Source organism: Phenylobacterium ferrooxidans, assembly GCF_042714595.1.
GTDB classification, from domain to species: Bacteria; Pseudomonadota; Alphaproteobacteria; order Caulobacterales; family Caulobacteraceae; genus Phenylobacterium; species Phenylobacterium ferrooxidans.
On record NZ_JAOTJD010000023.1, the window covers coordinates 37,452 to 54,966 of the forward strand.

Annotated in this window: 23 protein-coding genes; 12 read left to right on the top strand and 11 right to left on the bottom strand. The window is 69.6% G+C overall.

Annotated elements, in window-relative coordinates:
• Position 1: 1 nt before the first annotated feature.
• A complete protein-coding gene (locus OCL97_RS12965) occupies positions 2–475 on the bottom strand; it encodes a DUF2244 domain-containing protein (RefSeq protein WP_304780454.1) in 474 nt (157 codons plus the stop codon).
• A gap of 93 nt (positions 476–568) precedes the next feature.
• Here OCL97_RS12965 and nth point away from each other — a divergent pair, with 93 nt between their 5' ends.
• A complete protein-coding gene (nth, locus tag OCL97_RS12970; RefSeq protein WP_377370403.1) occupies positions 569–1,258 on the top strand; it encodes an endonuclease III in 690 nt (229 codons plus the stop codon).
• 7 nt (positions 1,259–1,265) lie between these two features.
• Here the strand turns inward: nth and OCL97_RS12975 are convergent, their stop codons facing one another.
• From OCL97_RS12975 to OCL97_RS12985, 3 genes are all read right to left on the bottom strand, one after another.
• Positions 1,266–2,075 (bottom strand): peptidylprolyl isomerase, encoded by an 810-nt coding sequence (locus OCL97_RS12975; RefSeq protein ID WP_377370404.1) that lies wholly within the window; start codon positions 2,073–2,075, stop codon positions 1,266–1,268.
• A 77-nt stretch (positions 2,076–2,152) separates the two neighbouring features.
• Positions 2,153–2,395, bottom strand: a complete 243-nt coding sequence (locus OCL97_RS12980) for a hypothetical protein (protein ID WP_377370405.1) — start codon at positions 2,393–2,395, stop codon at positions 2,153–2,155.
• 45 nt (positions 2,396–2,440) lie between these two features.
• Positions 2,441–2,998, bottom strand: coding sequence for a DUF6886 family protein (locus OCL97_RS12985; RefSeq protein ID WP_377370406.1), 558 nt, complete (start codon positions 2,996–2,998; stop codon positions 2,441–2,443).
• Positions 2,999–3,085: 87 nt separating this feature from the next.
• Between OCL97_RS12985 and OCL97_RS12990 the strand changes: the two genes are divergently transcribed.
• The 6 genes from OCL97_RS12990 to OCL97_RS13015 are packed head-to-tail and all read left to right on the top strand — an operon-like array spanning position 3,086 to position 7,161.
• Positions 3,086–4,075, top strand: a complete 990-nt coding sequence (locus OCL97_RS12990) for an adenosine kinase (protein WP_304780468.1) — start codon at positions 3,086–3,088, stop codon at positions 4,073–4,075.
• A gap of 4 nt (positions 4,076–4,079) precedes the next feature.
• Positions 4,080–4,670, top strand: coding sequence for an imidazoleglycerol-phosphate dehydratase HisB (gene hisB, locus OCL97_RS12995; protein ID WP_304780471.1), 591 nt, complete (start codon positions 4,080–4,082; stop codon positions 4,668–4,670).
• 10 nt (positions 4,671–4,680) lie between these two features.
• Entirely contained in the window at positions 4,681–5,313 is a 633-nt protein-coding gene (hisH, locus tag OCL97_RS13000; RefSeq protein WP_377370407.1) for an imidazole glycerol phosphate synthase subunit HisH, read from the top strand.
• Entirely contained in the window at positions 5,310–6,032 is a 723-nt protein-coding gene (gene hisA / locus OCL97_RS13005; RefSeq protein WP_377370408.1) for a 1-(5-phosphoribosyl)-5-[(5-phosphoribosylamino)methylideneamino]imidazole-4-carboxamide isomerase, read from the top strand. Before hisH ends, hisA begins: the two co-directional genes overlap by 4 nt.
• A complete protein-coding gene (gene hisF / locus OCL97_RS13010; RefSeq protein WP_377370409.1) occupies positions 6,032–6,829 on the top strand; it encodes an imidazole glycerol phosphate synthase subunit HisF in 798 nt (265 codons plus the stop codon). The genes hisA and hisF overlap by 1 nt, the downstream gene beginning before the upstream one ends.
• Positions 6,826–7,161 carry a phosphoribosyl-ATP diphosphatase gene (locus OCL97_RS13015; protein ID WP_377370410.1) on the top strand — a complete coding sequence of 112 codons (336 nt, stop codon included), beginning with the start codon at positions 6,826–6,828 and terminating at the stop codon, positions 7,159–7,161. The genes hisF and OCL97_RS13015 overlap by 4 nt, the downstream gene beginning before the upstream one ends.
• Before the next feature lie 38 nt (positions 7,162–7,199).
• Here OCL97_RS13015 and OCL97_RS13020 read toward each other — a convergent pair whose 3' ends face one another.
• The gene (locus OCL97_RS13020) at positions 7,200–7,838 is read right to left on the bottom strand and encodes a hypothetical protein (protein WP_377370411.1); all 639 of its coding nucleotides are present in this window, start codon (positions 7,836–7,838) and stop codon (positions 7,200–7,202) included.
• A 47-nt stretch (positions 7,839–7,885) separates the two neighbouring features.
• Between OCL97_RS13020 and OCL97_RS13025 the strand changes: the two genes are divergently transcribed.
• Complete coding sequence (locus tag OCL97_RS13025; RefSeq protein WP_377370412.1) at positions 7,886–8,809, top strand: CPBP family intramembrane glutamic endopeptidase; 924 nt, start codon at positions 7,886–7,888, stop codon at positions 8,807–8,809.
• 6 nt (positions 8,810–8,815) lie between these two features.
• Here the strand turns inward: OCL97_RS13025 and OCL97_RS13030 are convergent, their stop codons facing one another.
• Positions 8,816–9,124, bottom strand: a complete 309-nt coding sequence (locus tag OCL97_RS13030; protein WP_304780492.1) for a polyhydroxyalkanoic acid system family protein — start codon at positions 9,122–9,124, stop codon at positions 8,816–8,818.
• Between the two features lie 111 nt (positions 9,125–9,235).
• Between OCL97_RS13030 and OCL97_RS13035 the strand changes: the two genes are divergently transcribed.
• The 3 genes from OCL97_RS13035 (at position 9,236) to OCL97_RS13045 (ending at position 13,006) form a co-directional block, all read left to right on the top strand.
• Positions 9,236–9,649 carry a hypothetical protein gene (locus OCL97_RS13035; RefSeq protein ID WP_377370413.1) on the top strand — a complete coding sequence of 138 codons (414 nt, stop codon included), beginning with the start codon at positions 9,236–9,238 and terminating at the stop codon, positions 9,647–9,649.
• 106 nt (positions 9,650–9,755) lie between these two features.
• The gene (locus OCL97_RS13040) at positions 9,756–11,672 is read left to right on the top strand and encodes a pyrroloquinoline quinone-dependent dehydrogenase (protein ID WP_377370414.1); all 1,917 of its coding nucleotides are present in this window, start codon (positions 9,756–9,758) and stop codon (positions 11,670–11,672) included.
• 65 nt (positions 11,673–11,737) lie between these two features.
• Positions 11,738–13,006 (top strand): dicarboxylate/amino acid:cation symporter, encoded by a 1,269-nt coding sequence (locus OCL97_RS13045; protein WP_305761904.1) that lies wholly within the window; start codon positions 11,738–11,740, stop codon positions 13,004–13,006.
• On the opposite strand, the gene OCL97_RS13050 is transcribed toward OCL97_RS13045, so the two are convergent.
• The 3 genes from OCL97_RS13050 to timA are packed head-to-tail and all read right to left on the bottom strand — an operon-like array spanning position 13,003 to position 15,311.
• Positions 13,003–13,530, bottom strand: coding sequence for a Smr/MutS family protein (locus OCL97_RS13050; protein ID WP_377370415.1), 528 nt, complete (start codon positions 13,528–13,530; stop codon positions 13,003–13,005). The genes OCL97_RS13045 and OCL97_RS13050 overlap by 4 nt on opposite strands.
• Positions 13,527–14,648, bottom strand: coding sequence for an MltA domain-containing protein (locus tag OCL97_RS13055; protein WP_305337315.1), 1,122 nt, complete (start codon positions 14,646–14,648; stop codon positions 13,527–13,529). The genes OCL97_RS13050 and OCL97_RS13055 overlap by 4 nt, the downstream gene beginning before the upstream one ends.
• 42 nt (positions 14,649–14,690) lie before the next feature.
• Positions 14,691–15,311, bottom strand: coding sequence for a TIM44-related membrane protein TimA (timA, locus tag OCL97_RS13060; RefSeq protein WP_377370433.1), 621 nt, complete (start codon positions 15,309–15,311; stop codon positions 14,691–14,693).
• Positions 15,312–15,477: 166 nt separating this feature from the next.
• Between timA and secB the strand changes: the two genes are divergently transcribed.
• On the top strand, positions 15,478–15,975 hold the full coding sequence (secB, locus tag OCL97_RS13065; RefSeq protein WP_377370416.1) for a protein-export chaperone SecB: 498 nt from the start codon (positions 15,478–15,480) through the stop codon (positions 15,973–15,975).
• 164 nt (positions 15,976–16,139) lie between these two features.
• Here secB and dnaQ read toward each other — a convergent pair whose 3' ends face one another.
• Entirely contained in the window at positions 16,140–16,847 is a 708-nt protein-coding gene (gene dnaQ / locus OCL97_RS13070; protein WP_377370417.1) for a DNA polymerase III subunit epsilon, read from the bottom strand.
• Between the two features lie 41 nt (positions 16,848–16,888).
• Entirely contained in the window at positions 16,889–17,512 is a 624-nt protein-coding gene (gene coaE, locus OCL97_RS13075) for a dephospho-CoA kinase (RefSeq protein ID WP_377370418.1), read from the bottom strand.
• Between the last annotated feature and the right edge of the window lie 3 nt (positions 17,513–17,515).

Consider the following 17,515-nt stretch of genomic DNA (forward strand, 5'->3'; position numbering starts at 1 on the left):
GCTAGAACCGCGCCCGCCGGGCCGAGTAGATCGCGCCCTCGAGGGCCTTGGCGAATTCGGCCCGCTCGGCGGGGCTGAGCGCCCGGGCCACCGGGGCCTCCTTGCCCGACAGGGCCAGGCGCAGGTCGATCGCGTGGTCGTCCTCGGTCAGCAGGGTGACGCGGGTGAAGGCCGTGGGGCTTTCCCACATCAGCTTCTTCCAGGTCGGGGTCTCCTGAAACACCTGCACCTGGCGGTCGGTGACCCGGACGCGCTCGATCTGCTTGGCCGCGGCGAAGCTGACCAGGAAGGCCACCACCACCGCCACCAGATCCAGCCCCAGGAACATCGGCACGAAGACCGCGCCCATGGAGAGGAAGACCGCGGCCGAGGCGCAGTTGAGCACCGTCAGCACCGTGATCAGCACCACGAACCCACGCCGCGACAGGCTGCGGTTGGGCCGGATCTCGGCGTCCATGAAGACCAGATCATCCATGACCCCGCCAGGTTAGGCGATTTGCGGACGTCCAAACAGGCGCCATGTGCGTGGGGCCTTGGCGAAGCAGCCCGCGGCGTACAATGGTCGGCCATGGCCAAAGCCCCCCGACCCCCGGCGAGGAAGAAGACGCGCGTCAGTCCCGCCGAACAGGCGCGGGTGGAGGAAATCTTTCACCGTTTCCTGTCGCTCAGCGACGATCCGCGCACCGAGCTGAACTATGCCAGCCCCTATGAGCTGGTGACCGCCGTGGCCCTGTCGGCCCAGGCCACCGACGTCTCGGTGAACAAGGCCACCACCGCCCTGTTCGCCGTGGCCGACACCCCGGCCAAGATGCTGCACCTCGGCGAAGAGGGCCTCATCCCGTTGATCGCCTCCATCGGCCTCTTCCGCACCAAGGCCAGGAACGTCATCGCCACCGCCCGCATCCTGATGGAGCAGCATGGCGGCGAGGTGCCCCTGGAGCGCGAGGCCCTGATGGCCCTGCCCGGCGTGGGGCGGAAGACCGCCAGCGTGGTGCTGAACGAGCTGCGCATCGAGCCGGCCATCGCCGTGGACACCCACGTCTTCCGGGTCTCCCACCGCCTGAAGCTGTCGGCAGGCAAGACGCCGGACCAGGTGGAGGCCGACCTGATGGCGCTGGTGCCCGAGCCCTACCTCACCCGCGCCCATCACTGGCTGATCCTGCACGGGCGCTACACCTGCGTGGCGCGGCGGCCCCGCTGCGAGGAATGCCCCATCGCCGATCTGTGCCCGTCGAAGATCCTGTTCGTGGGGGCGTGAGCCGCGCCTAGGGGTCGACGCGGACCGGAACCTCCAGGTCGCAGATGGAGAAGTCCGCCCCCTTGGCGATCCGCGTCCGGCGGACCAGGGCGCGGAACGCGGGACTGTCGTCCCGCAGGATCGAGAGCCGTGGCCGATCGGCGGCCGGCATGTCGGCCGCCACCCGCACCTTCAGCATCCGGTCAGGGGCGGCCGGGGGTTCGCCCACCGATAGCAGGCTGTTGATGTCGCGCCCCACCACGATGCGTCCCCAGACCGTGTAGTCGCGGTCCAGGCGGCGGCTGGCGCCGCGCATGAAGAAGATCTCACTGTTGCCGGTGTCGCGCGCCTCCTGCCGCCCCATGCCGGCGACGCCCTGGCAATAGGCGCCCCAGGCGCGGATCGCGCCGTCGGTGGACCGCAGCGCCTCCTGGCCCGACACCGTGGCGATGGGAACCGACCCCAGGAAGCCCACCGTCCCGTCGCTCGGCGCGGCTACGGCCCGATAGCCGGCGATTTTCAGCTTGAAGGTCGCCTCCAGCGGCAGGTCGGGGTGGCGGGAAACCCCGCCGTCCTTGTTGTCGGGGTTGCCGGTCTGGTTGACGAAGCCCTCGATCACCCGGTGGAACTTCAGGCCGTCATAGACGCCTTCCCGGGCCAGCAGCTTTACCCGGGCCACGCTCTGCGGGGCCATGTCGGGCGCCATCTCCACAATGATCCGCCCCCTGGTGGTGTCGATCACCAGCAGGGATTCGGGGTTAAGGGGACGCCAATCGGGGGCTGGGGCGGCGCCCAGCAGGCCAAACGCGAAAAGGGCGGCGGAGAGCTTGCGGATCATGCGATCCAGTGAAGCTTCTCCACCGCCCCTCGCCAAGCTGATCTTTCGGGAAGATCGGCCTTAACTCGGAAACGCGATCAGGTGATGCGCTTGACGCTCACCGGGTCGCTGCCCGGGAAGCTTTCTTCCAGACCCTCGTCCAGCAGGGCTTCCTGCCGATCTTCGGCATCCTGCTCCTTGTCCGCCAACTGGTCGGGCAATTCGCCCGCCTCCAGCGGCTCGACCTTGCGGGCGTGCGGCACCTCCGCGTCCCTGATAGCCCGTTTTTCCTGGACCGAGAGCTTGTCGTCCTTGGACTTGTCTTGATTGAGAATGCCCATGTGCAGGTCCTCCAAACGCTTTGGCGGATGGTCCGCCTTGGCCACCTAACGTGTGGAGGCGTCAGGAGTTGCCGCCCAACCTTGAGCATGTCGCAGCCGCACCCCGCTGGCGTGCAGGCTGGTGGACCAGACGTCCCGAAGCGGAACCAGGCTGGCCATGAGCCGCAACTCCACACCGTGCGCCGCCATCATGGCCGGCAGGTCATCGAGGGTCTCGACGCACAGGGGCCTGACGGCGTGGCGCGCCACCCACATGCCGGCGTCGGCCAGATCCTCGAAGCCCTCGACGGGAAGTTCGTAGCGGTAGAGGGGTTCGGAACGCAGGCGCTCGAACCAGGCCCACTCCACATGGGCGATCATCCGCGCGTCGCTGGACCCGAACCACCGCGCCCGGTCCTCTTCCGTGGTGGTCGGCGCTTCCCACAGCACAATGCGGGGGCAGTCGCGGGGGAAGAAGTATAGCGGCTGCGTCACCTCATCGATGGCCCACACCAGCGGGCCGTTCAGCCAGTCGCGCCCCGGCGGCCGCATCGAGGGGACCCGAACCGGCCTGGGGACAAAGCATTCGATGCCCGGATCGTCGCTGAAATGAAAAAGCCGCATGCCCTATCCTGTGCAAAGCCCCGCTCACGTTGATCAAGCTGGTCTTTCCCTGTAGTCAGCCCGCCTACGTTTCCCCGGAAAGCCCTTATGACCGAACTGTACGACGTCGCCGCCATCGGCAACGCCATCGTCGATGTGATCGCCCCGGCCACTGATGACTTCCTTTCGGCCAATGGGCTGGACAAGGGCGCCATGATGCTGATCGACGAAGCGCGCGGCGTGGAGCTCTACGGCAAGATGGCCTCAGGCATCGAGGCCTCGGGCGGCTCGGCCGGCAACACCATCGCCGGGGTCGCCAGCTTCGGCGGTCGCGCGGCCTATATGGGCAAGGTGGCCAAGGACCAGCTGGGGGACGTCTTCGCACACGACATGCGGGCCATCGGCGCCCATTTCGACACCCCGCCGCTGACCGACGGCCCCGCCACGGCGCGGTCGCTGATCAACGTCACCCCGGATGGCGAGCGCACCATGTGCACCTATCTGGGCGCCTCGACCGAGTTCGCGGCCGATGATGTGGACGCCGCGATCATCGAGGGCGCCAAGATCGTCTATCTCGAGGGCTACCTGTTCGACGCCGAGGCCGCGCGCCGCGCCTTCGCAAAGGCCGCGGGCCTGGCCCGGGGCGCCGGCCGGATGATGGCCATCACCCTGTCGGACGGCTTTGTGGTGGAACGCCACCGCGAGGCCCTGCTGGGCTTCATCGAGAGCCAGGTCGACCTAGTCTTCGCCAACGACACCGAACTGATGGCGATGTTCCAGACCACCGACTTCAATGACGCCATGGCCCAGATGCGCGGCAAGGTGAAGATCGCCGCCGTCACCCGCGGCGCGGCCGGCTCCACCATCTGCGCGGCCGGGCAGACCTTGGACGTTTCGGCCTACCCTGTGGAAAAAGTCGTGGACACGACCGGCGCGGGCGACCAATACGCAGCCGGTTTCATGTTCGGTCTCGCCAAGGGCCGGCCGCTGAACGTCTGCGGCCAGCTCGGATCGCTGGCGGCGTCGGAAGTGATCTCGCACTACGGCCCGCGCCCCCTGGTCAATCTGAAAGACCTGGCGGCGTCGAAAGGACTCTAAGCCCATGGCCCGCACGGCCGAAGTCGTCCGCAACACCAAGGAAACCCAGATCACGGTCCGCGTGGATCTGGACGGCTCCGGCGTGTCCGATGTCGAGACCGGCATCGGCTTCTTTGACCACATGCTGGACGGTCTGGCGCGATTCAGCGGGATCGACCTCTACGTCCGCACCAAGGGCGACCTGCACATCGACTTTCACCACACGGTGGAAGACACCGGGATCGTCATCGGTCAGGCGATCAGGCAGGCGCTGGACGGCTTCAAGGGCATCTACCGCTTCGGCCACGCCTATGTGCCAATGGACGAAACCCTGACTCGCTGCGCCCTCGACCTCTGCAATCGCCCGTACCTGATCTGGAAGGTCGCGTTCAAGACCCCGAAGATCGGCGAGTTCGACACCGAGCTGTTCAAGGAATTCCACCACGCCTTCGCCATGAACCTGGGCGCCTGCGTGCACCTGGAAACCCTATACGGCGACAACAGCCACCACATCGCCGAGAGCGGCTTCAAGGCCCTGGCCCGCGCCCTGCGCACCGCGGTCGAACTCGACCCCAAGACCCATGGTCACGCTCCGTCGACCAAGGGCGTCCTGTAGGATCTGATCCATGCAGAATGTCGCCCTGATCGACTACGGGTCGGGCAACCTTCGCTCGGCCGAAAAGGCCTTGGTGAAGGCCGCCGATGGCCAAAGCGAGGTCGTGGTCACCTGTGACCCCGAGACGGTAGCCAACGCCGACCGCATCGTCCTGCCCGGCGTGGGGGCCTTCTCGGCCTGCATGACCGCGCTTTCCGAGCGTCCTGGCCTGATCGAGGCGATGACCCAGGCCGTCCGCACCAAGGGACAACCCTTCCTGGGCATCTGCGTCGGCATGCAGCTGCTGGCCTCACGCGGCCTGGAGTTCGGCGAGACCCGCGGGCTGGACTGGATCGGCGGCGATGTGCGGCGGGTCGAGCCCACCGACGCCGCCGCCAAGATCCCGCACATGGGCTGGAACACCCTGGTTTCGCCCCACGGCCCCGACCTGATCGCCGGGATCGGTGACGCGCCGATGTATTTCACCCACTCCTTCGCCTTCTACCCGGACGACGAGAGAGACGTCGCCGCCTGGGTCGACCACGGCGGCCGTTTCCCAGCGGCTGTCGCCAAGGGCAATGTCGCGGGCGTACAGTTTCACCCTGAAAAGTCGCAGAGCGCCGGGCTTGCCTTCCTGGCGCGATTCCTGGAGTGGCGTCCGTGATCCTCTATCCCGCGATCGATCTGAAGGACGGCCAGTGCGTGCGCGTGCTGCACGGCGACCTGACCACCGCCACCGTCTTCAACTCCTCCCCCGCCGATCAGGCCCGGCAGTTCGTGGAGAGTGGGTTCCACTGGGTCCACGTCGTCGACCTGAACGGCGCCGTCCAGGGCCGGGCGATCAATGAGAAGGCCGTCGAGGCGATCCTCGAAAGCGTCTCGATCCCCGTCCAGCTGGGGGGCGGCATCCGCTCCATGAAGGACGTCGAGCGCTGGATCGAGGCCGGCGTCTCCCGGGTGATCCTGGGCACCATCGCCGTCACCGAGCCGGAGATCGTCAAGGCCTGCGCCCGCGAATGGCCCGAGCAGATCGCCGTCAGCGTCGACGTGCGGGCCGGCAAGGTGGCGACGCAGGGCTGGACCGAAAGCTCCGACCTCGACGCCGTCACCGTCTCCAAGCGCTTCGAGGACGCCGGCGTGGGCGCCCTGATCATCACCGACATCGACCGCGACGGCACGGTGATGGGCTTCAATGTCGAAGCTTTCGGGGCCATCGCCGACGCGGTGAACATCCCGGTGATCGCCGCCGGCGGCCTGGCCAGCGTCGACGACATCGTGCGTCTGCGGGCGCGCAAGGGCGTGCCGATCGCGGGCGCCGTGCTGGGCCGGGCGCTCTACAACGGCGCCATCAACCCGGCTGAGGCCCTCCAGGTCGCCGCCTGATGCTGAAGGTTCGCGTCATCCCCTGCCTGGACGTCAAGGACGGCCGCGTGGTGAAGGGCGTGAACTTCGTGGCCCTGCGCGACGCCGGCGATCCCGTCGAACAGGCGCGGGCCTATGACGCCGCCGGCGCCGACGAGCTGATGTTCCTGGACATCACCGCCAGTCACGAGCGGCGCGGCGCCATCCTCGACGTCATCGCCCGCACCGCCGATGTCTGCTTCATGCCGCTGTCGGTGGGGGGCGGCATCCGCCAGGTGGAGGACGCCCGGCGTCTGCTGCTGGCCGGGGCCGACAAGATCAGCGTCAACACCGCCGCCGTGGAGAACCGCGACCTGATCAGCGCCTGCGCTGACGCCTTCGGCTCCCAGGCCGTGGTGGTGGCCATCGACGCCAAGCACGGCACGGCGCGCAACGGCTCCGGCGGACGCAACGACGGCTGGGAGGTCTATACCTATGGCGGCCGCACCGCGACGGGGTTGGACGTGGTGGACTACGCCATCGACGCGGTGAAGCGCGGCGCGGGCGAGATCCTGCTGACCTCCATGGACCGCGACGGCGCCAAGACCGGCTATGACATCGAGCTTCTGGCCGCCATGACCGCGGCGGTGAACGTGCCGGTGATCGCCTCGGGCGGCGCCGGCAGCGCGGCCCACATGGTCGAGGCCGTCACCAAGGGCGGCGCCGACGCCGTCCTGGCCGCCTCGATCTTCCATTTCGGGGAAGTGTCCATCGGCGAGGTCAAGCGCGCCATGGCCGCCGCCCACATTCCAGTCCGCCTGACGGAGGCCTTCGCATGAGCCGCTTTTCCGAGACCCTCGACCGCCTCGCCGCCACCATCGAACAGCGCAAGGGCTCCAGCCCCGAGAGCTCCTATACCGCCAAGCTGCTGTCGGAAGGCGTGGAGCGCGCCGCCAAGAAGCTGGGCGAGGAGGCCGTCGAGGTGGTGATCGCCGCGGTCCAGAAGGACAGGGACGGCCTGGCCGCCGAGAGCGCCGACCTGATGTACCACTTCCTGGTGGTCCTGGCCGCCGCCGGCGTCAGCCTGGACGACGTCGCCGCCTGGCTGGAAAGCCGCGAAGGCCGCTCGGGTCTGGAAGAAAAGGCCTGGCGACGGAAGTCGGAGACCTGACCTCTTCTCCTCTCCCGCTTGCGGAAGAGGAAGAGCGGTCAGAACGGCCACCAGCTCCAGAACCAGGCGGTGATCCGGGCCCAGAGGCCGTCGAAAGACTGGCCCATCACCTTCTCCACCACGCTCTGCGGCGGGGTCGGGACGAACCAGCTGGGGGCGGCGGGCGGGGCGCAGTTCATGCGCATGCCCACGCCCTTCAGATAGCCCCGGCGCACCTCGCCGGCGCGGATCGCGGCCTGGACCTTCTTGTCGTGGCGGGCGGCGCCGGTGAGCTTGCGCACCCAACCCCGGAACGGCAGCAGGCTGCGGCTCTCGCTGCGCAGTTCGGAGATGCCGGCGTCCTTGATCGCCCCGCCCACCTTCTCGGCGCGGGTCCGGGTGTCGGGGGGCGGCGCCTCGTCGAGATCGGGGCCCAGGGCCGCATCCAGCCGGCCGATCTCGCCGGCGATGGGCTCGCAGCGGGAGAGGCCCTCCAGGTCATAGGGATCGGCGCGGGCCCGCAGCAGGACATCGGGAATGCCCTTCTGCTTGAGATTCAGGTCCTCCAGCGGGGCCATGGCCGCGTCGCGGAAGGTGTCCTTGTCCTGCATGACGCCGCGGTCGGCGGCCTGGGCGGCGCCCAGAGACAGGGAGGCGAACAAAAGAGTGACGGTGACGGCGAAAGCAGCGGCGCGCATGGCGCCACCATAGTCGAGGTGCGCGGGCCGCGCTAACCTGGCCCTTGATGATCCCCGCCCTCGACGTGCTCGCCGGCCGCGCGACGCCGCCCTTCCTCGCGCAGACGACGCCCCGCGACCGAGACGGGCGCCGGGTGGCCCTGATGGCGCTGGCCGGCCCCGTGGCCGCCATCGCTGCGAGCTTCGCGGTGATCCTGGCGGTGTTCGGCGCGGGTCGGGCCCTGGGCGTGCCGCACAATGTCGTCGGCGGCGAGCTGGGCGACCTGCCACGCCTGCTGAAGTCCAGCGTCTATATCGTCGAGGTGGGGATCGGCCTGGCCGCCGCGGCGGCGGGCCTGCTGCTGGCGGCGCGGCTGATCTTCCGCCGGCCCTTCCACAGCTGGATCACCGTGGCGCCCCGCTTCCGCTGGCAGGTCCTGGCCTGGGGCGCGGCGGCGGGCGTAGTGGCCATCCTGGCGTTGAGCCTGATCTCGGTGCTCATGCCGCAGAGCGGCGAGGCGCCGATCCTCGACGCGGGCGAGCCCCTGAAACAGCGCCTGATCTACATGGCCGCCGTCAGCCTGGGTTTCCTGATCGCCTCGTGGGCCGAGGAGGTGGTGTTCCGGGGCTATCTGCTGCAGCAGGTGGGCGTCTTCACCCGCCGGGTCTGGCTGGTGCTACTGATCAACGGCGTGATCTTCGCCCTCTTCCACCTGGAGTTCGATCCCGGCGCCCTGGCGGCGCGGGCGCTGCTGGGCATGGTGTTCGCCTGGGCGACCCTGCGCCTCGGCGGCCTGGAGTTCGGGATCGGGGCCCACGCCACCCAGAACCTGGGGGTGGCGATGTTTGGAGAGGTGCTGTTGCCCACCTCCGCGCCGACCGCCATCAAGCTCAGCGAACTGGGCTTCGAACTGGTCCTGGCCGTGGTGATCCTGGCCTGCGTCGAGTGGCTCTACCGGCGGCGGACCCTGGCGGCCCTGGCCGAGGCCTAAGCCGCCCTACTTCAGAAGCAGCTGGCCTTCCTTCTGGACCCGGCCCTTGATCTTGCCGGCCAGCAGGGCGAGCACGTTGGGCAGGTTGATGGTCATCAGCACCGCGGCCTCCTGAACGTCCAGGTGGCCGGTGATGTGCTGGCCCATGGCGGCCACCGAGAAGTCCATGCGGTCGCCGGTCCAGGTCTTGGTCAGGGCCTTGGAGGCGGCCTCGCCGAACTGCTGGCTGATCTTGCCGAAGCCCTCCTCGATCCGCTGCCGCGCGACGGCGGCGCCCAGGTCGTGGGGGATGGTGATGGTGATCGGCTTGCTCATGTGGTCCTCTTGTCGCCCCAGTAACGCCTGCAACGCATTTGGGGTCCAGCCCGGAACAAAGCGACTCCCTGTGGATTGTTTTAACAGAATCCTAATCCGGGCGGGGCCGTCGTGGCGTCTACACCTCAGAAACTCAGCGGACTCATCGGGGCGATAGCCCTGCTCAGCTTCGCAGGCGCCGCCCACGCCGAGACGGTCTGCCAGGGTTCCGCCCCCGACGTCGGCGCGGAAATCCACGGCCCTGTCCTGCAGGTGCTGGACTCCGAACGCCTGTGTGTGGCGCTCGGCGCCACCCCTGACCAGTGGGTCGAGGTCGCGCTCGCGCCGGAGCCCCTGCAGAAGACCGCCGCCCATCCGGCCAGCCGCGGCTCGCTGATGGCCGTGGTCTTCGCCCAGAACATCACCTGCAGGATCGTCGATGTGGCCGGCGGCCTGCCCGTCGCCGCCTGCCGCCTGGACGACCAGTCGGTCCGGGCCCTGACCCGCGAGCCCGCCGCCTACGTCGCCGGCCAAGCCTGGCGGTGAGCCTTTTCGGCTCCAATCCAAAGAGGTAGAGCCGTTCGTCCCGGCAGGTCCGCCACTCGTCCCAACCCACCTTTACCGCAGCGGTTTCTGACGCTCCTCTGGGCGCATGACCGGATACACCCTGCCCCTGCTCGCCGCCGCCAGCCTCGCCGCCTGTTCCGCACCCCAGGTCGCCCCGGCGCCCGACGCCGGGTGGGCCCACTATGGCGGCGACGCCGGGGGCCAACGCTATTCCACCGCCGCCCAGATCACGCCGCAGAACGTCAAGCGGCTGAAACCGGCCTGGAGCTTCTCCACCGGTGACATGGAGACCAAGGGTGGCGCCATGGAGCGCGCCTCCTTCCAGGTCACCCCGATCCTGGCGGCCGGCCGGCTTTATCTCTGCTCGCCCTTCAACGCGGCCAGCGCCATCGATCCGGCCACCGGCGCGCCGCTATGGCGCTTCGACCCGAAGATCGCCACCGGTGTCGACTACCCCAACGACTATACCTGCCGGGGCCTGGCCTATTGGAGGAACCCCGCCGCGCCCCAGGGCGCGCCCTGCGCCGAGCGCATCTTCATGAACACCAACGACCGGCGGCTGTTCGCCCTGGACGCCGCCACCGGCCGGGCCTGCGCCGGGTTCGGAACGGGGGGCTGGGTCCCCGCCATCCCCGGCGTGACGCTGACCCGCCCCGGCGGCGCCCAGATCACCTCGCCGCCGGTGGTGACGCGGGGGCTGGTGATCACCGGCTCCTCCATCGACGACAACCAGAAGGTCGACGAGACCTCCGGCGCGGTCCACGCCTTCGACGCGGTGACCGGCCAGCTGACGTGGCGGTTTGATCCGCTCGACAGCGTCCGGCCGCAGGTCCGCGCCGGCGCCGCCAATGTCTGGGCGCCGATGTCGGTGGACGAGGCCCGGGGCCTGGTCTTTCTGCCCACCTCCAGCGCCAGCCCGGACTTCTACGGCGCCGCCCGGCCGGGGAATGGCGGGCACGCCAATTCCGTGGTGGCGCTGAAGGCCGCCACCGGCGAGCTGGCCTGGGGCTTCCAGACCACCCATCACGACGTCTGGGACTATGACGTCCCGGCCCAGCCGACCCTGGCCACCCTCACCTATCGCGGCGTCACCTCGCCCGCCGTGATCCAGACCACCAAACAGGGCCTGCTCTTCACGCTGAACCGCGACACCGGCGCCCCCGTCATCCCGGTGGTGGAGCGCCCCGTGCCCCAGGGCGGCGCGCTGGGGGAAACCCTGTCCCCGACCCAGCCCTTTCCGATCGCGCCCAAGTCCCTGGCGCCCGACAAGATCGGCCCGCAGGACGCCTTCGGCCTCACCCCCTGGGACCGCGCCGCCTGTCGTCGCTTGCTCGAGGGCGCCCGCAACGAGGGGCTCTACACGCCGCCCACCACCCGGGGGACCATCATCTATCCCTTCACCGGCGGCGGTTCGAACTGGGGCGGCGTCGCCTTCGATCCCGCTCGCCAGATCGTCTACGCCAACACTTCCAGCGCCCTGCACAAGGTGACCCTGATCCCGGCGCAGACGGTGAAGGCCGCCCGCAAGGCCCAGCCCGATGTGGAGATCAGCCCCAACGCCGGGGCCCGCTACGGCATGAAGCGCGAGCTGCTGCGCTCGCCGCTCGGCCTGCCCTGCAACCCCCCGCCCTGGGGCGAGCTCTCGGCCATCGACATGCACGACGGCCGGGTGCTCTGGCGCGTGCCCCTGGGGACCACGCGGGACCTGGCGCCCGGCTCTCAGGTCCTGATGCGGGGGACCGGCACCCCCAATTTCGGCGGCCCCATCGTCACCGGCGGCGGCCTGGTCTTCATCGGCGCGGCCATGGACAATTACCTGCGCGCCTTCGACGCCGGCACAGGCAAGGAGCTGTGGAAGGGCCGCCTGCCGGCCGGGGGCCAGGCCACCCCCATGACCTATGTCTGGAAGGGCCGCCAGTATGTGGTGATCGCCGCCGGCGGCCATTCGAAGTCCGACACCAGGCGCGGCGACCAGATCGTCGCCTTCGCCCTGCCCGACTAGGGAACCGGCGGGCCCACGGCGGTTTTTTTGCTGGCGCGGACGCGCTGGCCCGGTGAACCTGCCCCATGACCCTGACGACCCGCGTACTCCTCGGCCTCGTGGCCGGCCTCGGCGCCGGCGCCGCCGTGGCGGCCTACCTCCCCGACTCCGCGCCGCAGATCATCGCGGTGGCCGAGCCGGCCGGCGGGGTCTGGCTCGACGCCCTGCGGATGACCATCATCCCCCTGGTCTTCGCCCTGCTGGTGACGGGGGTGGCCCAGGCCGCCGACACCGCCCGGGCCGGCGGCGACGCCGCCAAGACCCTGGGACTTTTCGCGGTGCTGCTGGTGCTGTCGGCCAGCTTCGCAGCCATCGCCACCCCGGCCCTGCTGGCGCTCTGGCCCGCGCCGGTGGAGGCCGCCCAGGCCCTGCGCGCCTCGGCCGACGCCGCCAACGGCGAGATCCCCCCGACCCCCACCATCCAGGAAATGGTCAAGAGCTTCATCCCCACCAATCCGGTGAAGGTGGCCGCCGACGGGGCCATGGCCCCCTTGGTGGTCTTCGCCCTGGTGTTCGGCATGGCCGCCACCCGGATCGCGGCGGCCAAGCGCGCCTCGCTGTTCGGGTTCTTCGACGCGGTGCGGGACACCATGATGACCCTGGTGCACTGGGTGCTGTGGGCCGCGCCCTTCGGAGTCTTCGCCCTGGCCCTGGTCACCGGCGCCCGCACGGGCCTGGGAGCCGTCGGTGTGCTCGGCCACTACGTCGTCATCGTCTCGATCATGTGCCTCAGCATGGCGGTCATCGCCGTCATCCTGGCGGTGGTGTTCGGCAAGGTCCCCCTGATGGCCTTTGTCCGCGCCATGATCCCGGTGGAGGCCGTCGCCATTTCCACCCAGTCGTCCCTGGCCTCCCTGCCGGCCATGCTGGAGACCGCCCAGAAGCTGGGGGTCCCCGACAAGGTGCGCGGCGTGGTCCTGCCCATGGCCGTGGCCCTTTTCCGCATGACCAGCCCGGCGGGCAACATGGCCGTGGTGATCTATGTGGCCCACATCTACGGCGTGCCCCTGAGCCCCCTGGTGATGCTGGTGGGCGTGCTGGTGGCCGCCACGGTCAGCCTGGCCGCCGTCGGCATCGCCAGCGCCGTGACCTTCTTCACCACGCTTGGCCCCATCTCCATGGCCATGGGGGTGCCGATGGAGCTCCTGCCCCTGCTGCTGGCGGTCGAGACCCTGCCCGACATCTCCCGCACCATCGGCAACGTCACCGCCGACGTGGCCGTCACCACCGTGGCGGCGGAATGGAGTCTGGAGGAGGACGCCGAGGAGGAGCTGCCGCTGTCGGCGGGGGTCTAGCCTCGGCTCTTGCGCTTCAGGGCCACATAGAGCGCGCCCTCGCCGCCGTGATTGCGGTGGGCCTCGGAGATGCCGGCGACAACCTCGCGCAGGGCCGGGCTCGACAGCCATTCCGGGGTCATGCGGCGCAACACCCCGTCCCCCCGCGCGCCCTTGCCGGTGATCACCAGGACGGCGCGGTCGCCGCGGTTCCAGGCGCCGAGCACGAAGCCCTCGAGCGCCGATTTCGCCTGCATCTGGTCCATGCCGTGCAGGTCGATGCGGCCGCCGATCTCCTCGCGCTCCCGGGCGATGCGATGCCTGCGGCGCGGCTCGATGTCTTCAGGTCCCAGCCACGGATGTGGCGGCCGCTTGGGCGCGGGCTTTTCGGGGATGGGGATGCGTGCGGCCGGCGCATTGCGGTCGATCTGCGCGGCCAGGGCGTCGCGCTCGGCCTTGGAGACCGTACGGCCCGGCATGGGGTGGACCGTGGCCGCCACCATGGACCACAGCCTTTGCTCGTCGGGCCGGATCGGCCGTTTCACCGGCCCGGACCGACCCTGGGGACCAGGCGGTGCATCCGCAGGGTATGGCGCACGCGGCCGGCCTCGGTCCCGGCGCGCTGGCCCTGGCCCAGATAGAGGTCGGCGCGCACGAGACCCTTGATCGCCCCTCCGACGTCAAGCGCCGTCACCAGCCGCCGGTAGGTAGGGAAGGCGCCGTTGAGGATCGGGGCGACTCCGTCGATCCAGAACAGTTCGCCGCTGGCGTGCCGGCTCGGGTCCACCGCGATGGCGCGGCCGGTGGGCAGGGGGATCCCCGCCGAGCCCACGGGCGGGCGTCCGTCGTCCGGGGCGGTGGTGAAGAAGACGTAGCGCGGGTTCAGCCGCATGATCGCGTCGGCCTCGGGCCCACGATGATCGGCCAGCCACTGGCGGATCGCCTCGCCTGAGGTGTTGTTGGCGGCCAGCAGCCCGCGGTCGCGCATGGGATTGGCGATGCCGGTGAAGGTCCGGCCATTGGTGGCCGCAAACAGCACCTTGACCCGCCGGCCGTCCGGATAGGTGACCACGCCCGAGCCCTGGACCTGCAGGAAGAACAGCTCCTCGGGCCGCATCCAGGCCAGCACCTGGGTCGGGGGCGAGGTTTCGATGGCCGTGCGGTCGGGATAGGGGCCGAGCTTGCCGTCCGGCCCCCGCTGCTGGGCGTCGCGGCCGCCCTGGCCGCTGGACACCAGGTCGACGGGCTTGGGCCGTACGGGCGCGGAGAATTCGGCGTCGGCGCGCGCGCGCGCCTCATATTCCGGCGCGTAATAGGCGGTCAGGACGCCTTCGCCCGGCACGGCCTCGGGGCGGAAATTGTCTTCGAAGAAGGCCCGCGCCTCAGGCCCGGAGAGCAGGGGCCGCGCCCGCGCCCGGCGACAGATCTCCCCCATGGCCGCGTCCCGCGCCGCGCCGCAGGTGGATCGGTAGGCCTCGAAGGCGGCGGCGTGATCGTCGGCCGCCCAGCCCGGCAGGTCGCTGAACTGCTCCAGGACGGGGGCGGGAGCCGGCGCTGGGGTCGGGCGGGGTCCCGGACGCGGCGCGGGACCCGGCTTGGCGGTGGCGCAGGCGGCCAGGGTCAGGGCGCAGAGGCTGGCCAGGAGAATTTTTAGTGGGGCCACGACGGACTCCGGGCTGGAACGGCCGGGGGCCGGGATAAGGTCCTACGCCTCGGCGGCGTCGACGCGGACGAGGGTCCAGTTGGGGTCGCGGCTCTTAAGATTGCGTTCGAAGGTCCAGAGTTCGGCCGTGCGGCGATCATCGACGCCCTCGCCCTCGGGGCCCTTGGTGCGGCTGCGGAACTCGGCCAGGAAGCGGACAGTGACCTGGGCGGTGTCCCCGTTCACGTCGGCCTTTTCCAGGTCGGCGCGGGGCGGATGGGAAAACTCCACCAGCTCGGTGCGGCCCTCGGCCTCGCGCCGGGCGATTTCGGCGTCGAAGCTGGCCAGGATGCCGGGCGCCAGCAGGTTGCGCAGGGTGTCGCGGTCGCCAGCGGCGAAGGCGGTGACGATCATCTCATAGGCGCCCTTGGCCCCGCCGAGGAAGCGGCCAAGGTCGAAGTTCGCGTCGCGGGCGCGCACGGCGGCCAGGCCCGACAGGGCCACGCCCTCGGCGGCCTCGGCGGCCTGAGGCTCGTCGCCCTGCAGCCGCGCGGGCTTGACGGTGGCCAGGGCTGGATCGCCCGCGTTGTCCTCCGGCTGCCGGCCAACCCTGCGGCCCAGCACCGAATAGAGCTGGAACAGCACGACGACCGCGAGGCCTGCAAAGATGATCAGCTCTAAGATCGGCAAAACACTATCGCTTCGTTGGAGACGGGGGGTGGAGCCTAATATAGGACGTTGCAACGCCCCCGTCAGGGGCGACGTTGCATCGGCGAAAGTCGCATGATAGCAGCGCCGGTCCCAAACAGGGCGTGAATGGACGTCCTTAGAGCACGGAATCTTCGCCACCATGAGCGACACTGACGCGGCCGGCCAGGAAAACGGCGCCGAAATCGGCCTGCCCGAGCCCGGAATCCGGATTCTCGCCCAATTTATCCGCGATCTCAGCTTTGAGAACCCGCGCGCCCCCGACAGCCTGCGGGCCGGCGCCAGCCAGCCCTCCATCGACATGGGCGTGGAAATGAACGCCCGGGGCCGCGACGACGGCTTCTTCGAGGTGGATCTGAAGCTCTCGGCCCGCGCCTCCCGCGACGACGGCCCGGTCTTCCACGTCGAGCTGCTCTATGGCGGCGTCTTCGAGATCGCCGGCGTGCCGCAGGAAGAGCTGGAGGCTGTGCTGCTGGTGGAATGCCCGCGCTTCCTGTTCCCCTTCGCCCGCCGGGTGATCGCCGACGTTACCTCGGACGGCGGCTTCCCGCCCTTCCTGCTGGACCCCATCGACTTCGCCGGCGTCTACGCCGCCCGCCGCGCCCAGGCCGACGGCGCTCCCCAGATTGGCAACGCGTAGGGTCAAGATGCTCCCCCTCTGGGGGAGCTGTCAGCGAAGCTGACTGAGGGGGACTTTGACCCTTGTTTGGGGGTTGAAGAGGTCAACTACGTTGATCCCCCTCTGTCTCGTCGCGTTGCGACGATCCACCTCCCCCACATCGCGCTTGCGCGCTGGGGGAGGATCTACAGCCCGAACCGCACCCAGAGCTCGTCGTTCTTCAGGACGTCGCGGATGAAGGCCGCGTGGACCTCCCGCTCGGCGTCGGTGGAGCGCGACGCCAGCGGCCGGGGCCGGGCGCCGTAGACCGAGGGATTGGCCACCGCATAGGCGGCGGTGTCCATGGCCTGGGTCATCAGCTCCAGGCTCCGCTCGCGGCCACCCTTCAGCTCCAGATAGACCGCGGCCAGCAGGCGGGCGTCGATCAGGGCGCCGTGCTTTTCCCGCTCCGTGAGCGAGATCTTGAAGCGCTTGCAGAGCGCGTCCAGCGAATTGGCCATGCCAGGGAAGCGCTTGCGCGCCAGGGCCAGGGTGTCGATCCAGCGGTGGTCTTCGACGATGTTGAGGCCGCAGACCCCCAGCTCGTGATTGATGAAGGCCCGGTCAAAGGTGGCGTTATGGGCGATCAGCGGGGCGTCGCCGACGAACTCCAGGAAGGCGTGGCTGACCTCGGGGTGGGCGAACTTCGGCTTGCCGCGCAGGAAGGTGGCCGACAGGCCGTGCACCCGCTCGGCGTCCGGCGGCATGTCGCGCTCGGGATCGATATAGACGTGGAAATGCCGGCCGGTGGGCAGGAAGTCCTCGATCTCCAGGCAGGCGATTTCCACCAGCCGGTGGCCGAGGTGCGGCTCGAAGCCGGTCGTCTCGGTGTCCATGACGATTTCGCGGGCCATGACCCTAGATGCCGCGCTTCGAACCGGGTTTCAACCTGGCCTCAGGTCGCAGGGCCGATTGCCTGGGGACGACGCTCCGGGTCCCTAAGTGTAGCGATGATCTCGTGGACCTGGGCCCGCGCATGATCCAGACCCTGGCCGGTCTCGACGATGAAATGGGCCAGCTTGCGCTTCTCGCTGTCATGCAGCTGGCGCTTGAGGATGTCGTCGAGACGCTCGGCGGTCCAGCCGGGCCGGGCCAGGACCCGGGCGCGCTGCTGGTCTTCCGGCGCCGAGGCCACCACCACGGCGTCCATGTTGAGGTGCCCCTTGGTCTCGAACAGCAGGGGGATATCCATCACCACCATGTCGGCCTTGGCCGCCTGGGCGCGGGCGAAGAAGGCTGCGCGGTCAGCCCCCATCAGGGGGTGGACCACCGAGTTCAGCTTGGCCATGGCCGCGTCGTCGCCCAGCACCCGCTGGCGAAGCGCCTCGCGATCGACGGCGCCGTCCTTGGTCACGCCTGGAAAGGCCGCCTCCAGGGGTTCGACGGCGGCGCCGCCCTTCAGATAGAGGTCGGCCACCACGGCGTCGGCGTCGTAGACGGGCACGCCCGCGTCGCGGAACATGGCCGCGGTGGTGGATTTTCCCATCCCGATGGAGCCGGTCAGCCCGATCATCAGCATTGT

What these genes read in the sequence shown, in the direction of transcription:
- OCL97_RS13030 (WP_304780492.1), bottom strand. Translation starts at nt 9,124, where the DNA reads ATGAGCAAGCCGATCACCATCACCATCCCCCACGACCTGGGCGCCGCC.
- hisB (WP_304780471.1), top strand. Translation starts at nt 4,080, where the DNA reads ATGGCCCGCACGGCCGAAGTCGTCCGCAACACCAAGGAAACCCAGATC.
- secB (WP_377370416.1), top strand. Translation starts at nt 15,478, where the DNA reads ATGAGCGACACTGACGCGGCCGGCCAGGAAAACGGCGCCGAAATCGGC.
- OCL97_RS12990 (WP_304780468.1), top strand. Translation starts at nt 3,086, where the DNA reads ATGACCGAACTGTACGACGTCGCCGCCATCGGCAACGCCATCGTCGAT.
- OCL97_RS12985 (WP_377370406.1), bottom strand. Translation starts at nt 2,998, where the DNA reads ATGCGGCTTTTTCATTTCAGCGACGATCCGGGCATCGAATGCTTTGTC.
- dnaQ (WP_377370417.1), bottom strand. Translation starts at nt 16,847, where the DNA reads ATGGCCCGCGAAATCGTCATGGACACCGAGACGACCGGCTTCGAGCCG.
- coaE (WP_377370418.1), bottom strand. Translation starts at nt 17,512, where the DNA reads ATGCTGATGATCGGGCTGACCGGCTCCATCGGGATGGGAAAATCCACC.
- OCL97_RS12975 (WP_377370404.1), bottom strand. Translation starts at nt 2,075, where the DNA reads ATGATCCGCAAGCTCTCCGCCGCCCTTTTCGCGTTTGGCCTGCTGGGC.
- hisH (WP_377370407.1), top strand. Translation starts at nt 4,681, where the DNA reads ATGCAGAATGTCGCCCTGATCGACTACGGGTCGGGCAACCTTCGCTCG.
- hisF (WP_377370409.1), top strand. Translation starts at nt 6,032, where the DNA reads ATGCTGAAGGTTCGCGTCATCCCCTGCCTGGACGTCAAGGACGGCCGC.
- OCL97_RS13025 (WP_377370412.1), top strand. Translation starts at nt 7,886, where the DNA reads ATGATCCCCGCCCTCGACGTGCTCGCCGGCCGCGCGACGCCGCCCTTC.
- OCL97_RS12980 (WP_377370405.1), bottom strand. Translation starts at nt 2,395, where the DNA reads ATGGGCATTCTCAATCAAGACAAGTCCAAGGACGACAAGCTCTCGGTC.
- OCL97_RS13020 (WP_377370411.1), bottom strand. Translation starts at nt 7,838, where the DNA reads ATGCGCGCCGCTGCTTTCGCCGTCACCGTCACTCTTTTGTTCGCCTCC.
- OCL97_RS13045 (WP_305761904.1), top strand. Translation starts at nt 11,738, where the DNA reads ATGACCCTGACGACCCGCGTACTCCTCGGCCTCGTGGCCGGCCTCGGC.
- OCL97_RS13015 (WP_377370410.1), top strand. Translation starts at nt 6,826, where the DNA reads ATGAGCCGCTTTTCCGAGACCCTCGACCGCCTCGCCGCCACCATCGAA.
- OCL97_RS13040 (WP_377370414.1), top strand. Translation starts at nt 9,756, where the DNA reads ATGACCGGATACACCCTGCCCCTGCTCGCCGCCGCCAGCCTCGCCGCC.
- nth (WP_377370403.1), top strand. Translation starts at nt 569, where the DNA reads ATGGCCAAAGCCCCCCGACCCCCGGCGAGGAAGAAGACGCGCGTCAGT.
- OCL97_RS12965 (WP_304780454.1), bottom strand. Translation starts at nt 475, where the DNA reads ATGGATGATCTGGTCTTCATGGACGCCGAGATCCGGCCCAACCGCAGC.